Source organism: Kitasatospora sp. NPDC007106 (assembly GCF_040634455.1).
GTDB classification, from domain to species: domain Bacteria; phylum Actinomycetota; class Actinomycetes; order Streptomycetales; family Streptomycetaceae; genus Kitasatospora; species Kitasatospora arboriphila.
Genome location: NZ_JBEYFP010000484.1, coordinates 1 through 4,542 on the forward strand (window position 1 = coordinate 1; position 4,542 = coordinate 4,542).

Below are 4,542 nucleotides of genomic sequence, written 5' to 3' on the forward strand. Positions count from 1 at the left end.
ACGGCGTGGTCCTCCACGCCGTGCGCCCCCGGGGTCAACGCCGAACGGTCAGCCCTGGGCGGGGACCTTGATGATCAGGGCGTCGCCCTGGCCGCCGCCGCCGCACAGCGCGGCCGCGCCGGTGCCGCCGCCGCGGCGCTGCAGTTCGAGGGCCAGGTGCAGGACGAGGCGGGCGCCGGACATGCCGATCGGGTGGCCGAGGGCGATCGCGCCGCCGTTGACGTTGACCTTCTCGTCGGTGACGCCGAGGTCCTTCATCGACTGGTGGGCGACGGCCGCGAAGGCCTCGTTGATCTCGATCAGGTCGAGGTCGGCGACGGTCAGGCCGTCCTTGGCGAGGGCGTGCGCGATCGCGTTGGACGGCTGCGACTGCAGCGAGTTGTCCGGGCCGGCCACGTTGCCGTGGGCGCCGATCTCGGCGATCCAGGTCAGGCCCAGCTCCTCGGCCTTGGCCTTGCTCATCACGACGACGGCGGCGGCGCCGTCGGAGATCTGCGAGGCGGAGCCGGCGGTGATGGTGCCGTCCTTGGTGAAGGCCGGGCGCAGCTTGCCGAGGGTCTCGACGGTGGTCTCGCCGCGGATGCCCTCGTCCTGGCTGAAGAGGACGGGCTCGCCCTTGCGCTGCGGGATCTCGACCGGGACGATCTCGGCGTCGAAGAGGCCGTTCTTCTGGGCGGCGGCGGCGCGCTGGTGCGAGGCCGCGGCGATGGCGTCCTGGACGTCGCGGGCGATGCCGAGGCGGGTGTTGTGGTTCTCGGTGGACTCGCCCATCGGGATGTTCTCGTACGCGTCGGTGAGGCCGTCGTAGGCCATGGCGTCGAGCATCTCGATCGCGCCGTACTTAAAGCCCTCGCGGGACTTCGGCAGCAGGTGCGGGGCGTTGGTCATGGACTCCTGGCCGCCGGCGACGACGACGTCGAACTCGCCGGCGCGGATCAGCTGGTCGGCCAGGGCGATGGCGTCGAGGCCGGAGAGGCAGACCTTGTTGATGGTCAGCGCCGGGACGTTCATCGGGATGCCGGCCTTGACGGCGGCCTGGCGGGCCGGGATCTGGCCGGCGCCGGCCTGCAGCACCTGGCCCATGATCACGTACTGGACCTGGTCGCCGGTGATGCCCGCGCGCTCCAGGGCGGCCTTGATGGCGATGCCGCCGAGGTCGGCGCCGGAGAAGCCCTTCAGCGAGCCGAGGAGTCGGCCCATTGGAGTGCGTGCACCTGCGACGATCACAGAAGTAGTCATGAGACGGGCCCCTTCGCGCGTCGGCCATGAGGGTGTGGGGATGCGGCTCAATGTACTGACCCGTAACCCGTGCGTCACCGGCGCCGGGGTGTGATCAGTGGCACTGTCACCCTCCAGTCAACACCGTGTCACGGCGGTCCGGGTGACATTCGCCGGCGGCCCCGGCGGGGGCCGTCCCGGGGCGAGACTGTGAGCAGGCTCGCACCGCGGGCGGTGGCCAAGGCTCCGCCGCATGCGCTGCACTGGTGCCCACCCTCGTCGACTCCCACCATGGAGGTCTCCGCCGTGCTGACCCGCATCGACCACATCGGCATCGCCTGCTTCGACCTCGACAGGACGGTCGAGTTCTACCGCGCGACGTACGGCTTCGAGGTGTTCCACAGCGAGGTCAACGAGGAGCAGGGCGTCCGCGAGGCCATGCTCAAGATCAACGACACCGGTGACGGCGGCGCGTCCTACCTGCAGCTGCTGGAGCCGACCCGCGAGGACTCCACGGTCGCCAAGTGGCTGGCCAAGAACGGCGAGGGCGTGCACCACATCGCCTTCGGCACCGCCGACGTGGACGGCGACGCCGCGGACATCCGCGCCAAGGGCGTGCGGGTGCTGTACGACGAGCCGCGGATCGGCTCGATGGGCTCGCGGATCACCTTCCTGCACCCGAAGGACTGCGGCGGTGTGCTGACCGAACTGGTGACCTCGGCCGGCACGGAGCACTGAGCCGCAGCGGCGCCGGCCGGGACGGTGCCGCACGGAAACGGAGGGGGTCGTACCGCAACGGCCCCCTTCCCGACCCGTCGGTAACCTCGGAAAACCTCCACTCGGCCATTCCGCTGCAAGCCGGGCACACTACAATGCCCAGGTGCGCCAGTACGCCGGAGGACCGGCGGGGGCACGGCCGAAGGCGGTCACGGACGGGGAGACCCGGTCGGGCCCGCCGCAGGGGAGTCCATTGAGCGGGCACGGCTGAACAGTCGCTGGTCGGATCTGTCACCATTCTCCACTAGGCAAGAGTTCGCCCAGGAGTCCACCCGGACGAGGGAACGCGGCACCGCCGCGCGCCGCCGCCCGCGGACTCCGACCGTGGCAGGCGCTGCGGCTGCAAGGACCAGCCGGTCCGGCCCCGGGCAGGGATGGGGCGTCGGTACGGCCGGGTCGAGGACGCGACCAGGAGATGGATGGGACCGCGGAGTGCGGGGCAACGACCGCTACGAGGTTGAGGATCACCTCTCCCAGTTCGAGGCCGAGATGGAACGGACTCGCAAGGAGCGGGACAAGACCGTCCAGCATGCCGAGGACCTCGCCTACCAGGTGGAGGTGCTCCGGGCCAAGCTGCACGAGGCCCGACGGCAGCTGGCTCAGCCGCGCGCCTTCGATTCCGTCTCCGGCCAGGCCGAGCAGCTGCTCCGCACCGCCGAGATGCAGGCCGAGCAGCTCCGCGCCGACGCCGAGCGCCAGCTGCGCGAGTCCCAGGCGGCCACCCAGCGCCTGCTGCAGGAGGCCGCCGAGCGCACCGCCCGGCTGGAGGCCGAGTTCGCCACCCGGCGCCACCAGCTGGAGGAGGAGCTCAACGAGTTCCGCCGCTCCGCCGAGCGCCACGTCAAGGAGAACGTCTCCTGGGCGGAGCAGACCCGGGCCGGCACCGAGCAGGAGGCCCAGCGCCTGCTGCAGGAGGCCCGCATCGAGGCCGAGCGGATGATGGCCTCCGCCCGCGCCGAGGCCACCGCGCTCGCCGACCAGGCCCGCGCCCAGACCGCCGCCGACGTCGACGCCGCCCGCGGCGAGGCCCAGGCCGCCGCCGAGGCCGCCCTGCACCGCGCCCAGACCGACGCCGAGCGCCTGCTGCGTGCCGCCTCCGAGCACGCCCAGCAGGCCAGCGCCCAGGCCGAGGAGCTCCGCGGCAGCGCCGCCAACGAGGCGCAGCAGCAGCTCGCCCAGGCACACGCCGCCGCCGAGCGCCGGCTCGCCGCCGCGCAGGCCGAGATCGGCGAGCTCAAGCGGCAGGCCCTGGAGGACCAGGAGCGCGCCGAGGCCGCGCTCGCCCGCGCCCAGGCCGAGATAGAACGGCTCCGCGCCGAGGCCCTCGCCGAGGCCGAGCGGGCCCGCCAGGAGGCCGCCGACCAGCTCAACGCCGCCCGGGACGCCGCCGAGCGGCTGCAGGCCGAGGCCGCGGCCGCCGCCGAGCAGCGGGTCGCCGACGGCGAGGCCGCCAGCGAGCAGCGCTCGCTGACCGCCAAGGCCGAGATCGCCAAGATGGTGGCCGCCGCCACCAAGGAGGCCGAGATCATCAAGGCCTCCGCGGCGACCGCGCAGGCCGAGGCCGACGCCGCCAAGGCCGCCGCCGCCGAGGAGAGCGAGCGGCTGCGCGCCACCGCCGAGTCCGTGGTCTCCCAGCTGAAGGCCGAGGCCGAGGCGGAGCTCGCCGACCTGCGGGCCGAGGTCGAGGGCGAGGTCGCCGCGCTGCGGTCCGAGGCCGAGGCCACCGCCCAGGCGCTGCGCGCCGAGGCCGAGGAGCGCGGCCGCGCCGACGGTGCGAAGGACGCCGCCGTCCACCTCGCCAAGGCCGCACGCCGGGCCGAGGAGGTGCTCGCCCGGGCCACCCGGGACGCCGACACCACCCGCGAGGAGGCCGCGACCGAGGCCGACCGGCTGCGCGCCGAGGCCGCCGCCGAGGCCGACCGGCTGCGCGAGCAGGCGATGGCCGCCGTCGAGGAGGCGCAGAACGCCGCGCTCGACGACGCCGCCTCGATCCGCGAGCAGATGGAGCGGATGCACGAGGAGGCCGCCCGGCTGCGCGCCGAGGCGGAGGAGCTGCGCGCCCAGGCCGCCGCCGAGGCCGACCGGGTCCGCGGCGACGCCCGCCGCCAGGCCGTCGTGCAGATCGAGGAGTCCGCCAAGAGCGCCGAGGAGCTGCTCACCCGCGCCAAGAAGGACGCGGACGAGCTGCGCGCCGGCGCCGCCGCCGAGACCGAGCGGCTGCGCGCCGAGGCGAAGGACCAGGCGCTCGCCACCCAGGGCCGCGCCGAGCAGACCCTCGCCCGGGCCCGCACCGAGGCCGAGAAGCTCCTCGACGCCGCCGACCGGGAGGCCAAGGAGTCGCTGGCCACCGCCCGCGCCACCGCCGCCGACACCCGCACCGCCGCCGAACGCGAGACCGCCGACCTGCGCCGCGCCGCGGCCGAGGACGTGCAGCGGATGCGCGCCGACGCCGAGGAGGCCGCCGAGGCCACGCAGCACGGCCAGACCCAGCAGCGACGTCCCGTACTGCAGCACCGTGCAGAGCGGCAGCCCGGCCGCCACCGGCCG

General features: G+C 74.3%; 2 protein-coding genes and 1 pseudogene. 2 read left to right on the plus strand and 1 reads right to left on the minus strand.

The window, feature by feature from the left end:
* Window positions 1-48: 48 nt before the first annotated feature.
* A complete protein-coding gene (locus ABZ641_RS26625) occupies window positions 49-1,227 on the minus strand; it encodes an acetyl-CoA C-acetyltransferase (protein WP_344628287.1) in 1,179 nt (392 codons plus the stop codon).
* A 297-nt stretch (window positions 1,228-1,524) separates the two neighbouring features.
* On the opposite strand from ABZ641_RS26625, the gene mce reads away from it, so the two are divergent.
* Window positions 1,525-1,956, plus strand: a complete 432-nt coding sequence (mce, locus tag ABZ641_RS26630) for a methylmalonyl-CoA epimerase (RefSeq protein ID WP_344628294.1) — start codon at window positions 1,525-1,527, stop codon at window positions 1,954-1,956.
* 471 nt (window positions 1,957-2,427) lie between these two features.
* Window positions 2,428-4,542 (plus strand): annotated as a pseudogene (locus tag ABZ641_RS26635) (hypothetical protein); the annotation flags it as partial.